The 1,100-nt window shown below is 37.0% G+C and carries 2 protein-coding genes; both read right to left on the reverse strand.

Going from position 1 to position 1,100, the window contains the following annotated elements; all coding sequences use genetic code 11:
* A partial coding sequence (locus HF864_RS09360; protein ID WP_169462714.1) for a hypothetical protein occupies nt 1–669 on the reverse strand: 669 nt, incomplete at its 3' end.
* Nucleotides 666–1,100: IS200/IS605 family transposase (gene tnpA / locus HF864_RS09365; RefSeq protein ID WP_240936912.1), on the reverse strand; the 435-nt coding region annotated here is incomplete at its 5' end. The genes HF864_RS09360 and tnpA, both read right to left, overlap by 4 nt.

Consider the following 1,100-nt stretch of genomic DNA (forward strand, 5'->3'; position numbering starts at 1 on the left):
CTGTTCTTCAAATTTAGTTACAACTTGTAGTTCATAGTCATGTTCACGACGTTTAATGATCTTAGCTTCAACGATTTTCTTATGCTTAAAAGCCGTTAAGGATTCTTCACTCTTAATCTTGCCGAAATAAGGTACTTTAAGGCAGTAATTATTCATCAAAGCGATTCGATCATGATTCTGCTTAAAAGTAACACTGTGAACATCATCGTAGCTATGTTTATAACTAATACGCCCATAACCACTAAGACCGCATTTGTGAGTTGCTAAATACTTTTGGGTGTCCTTTTCACTCCAGTAATGGATTCGTTTATATTGCCCTTTGCGATAACGATCAAAGTTTACATACAGCCCTTCTAACATTTTGTCGATGGACTGCACACTATAATCCATTTTCTTGAGGTCAAAGCCTTTATGTTTAGCTGCTTGCTTGCGAGCAAATTTAACTAATTTGAGGATAAAATACTTTTTTTGGTCACCGGTAGGTAGCCGAACGTCTAAATGCTTAACACCATAATGTTGATACATGTACTTTAGCGCATAGTTGAAATAATGTGCTTGAACTTCTTGAACGTGAGGAAATTTAACATCTACATCATCCGGGTTAGTAATGCGGAACCGGTAGGTTCGGGTCCCCTTGACCTTTTTAATTCGTTCTTTTTTGAGAATCATTTAAATGGTCGCTCCTTTTGAGTTTCGATGTAACGCCTAATAATGCTTTCTGTCGTCTGTCCAACACTACCAACATAGTAGGAATGAGACCAAATATGGCCGTGCCAAAAGTGTTGTTTCATTTCTCTAGGAAATGCCTGGAATAACCATTTTCCGGTTATTCCTTTAAGTTTTTTAACCATGATTGTTACACTCATCTTTGGCTTGGCTGATACCAAAAGGTGAACATGATTAGGCATAATTTCCATGGCTTCAATCGTTATTTCATTCTCATCAGCGATTTCAAGCAACTTGTTTTTTAGCGCATTGATAATTTCGTCTGAGTTAAAGGCTTTTTCACGGTACTTGGTTACCCAAACCAAGTGGTAGTGCAAATCATATACATATGAACGTCCTTTAATTGGTTCTGACACTTCATCTTGGAATTTAAA

Source organism: Lactobacillus sp. MRS-253-APC-2B, assembly GCF_012843675.1.
Taxonomy (GTDB): Bacteria; Bacillota; Bacilli; order Lactobacillales; family Lactobacillaceae; genus Limosilactobacillus; species Limosilactobacillus pulli.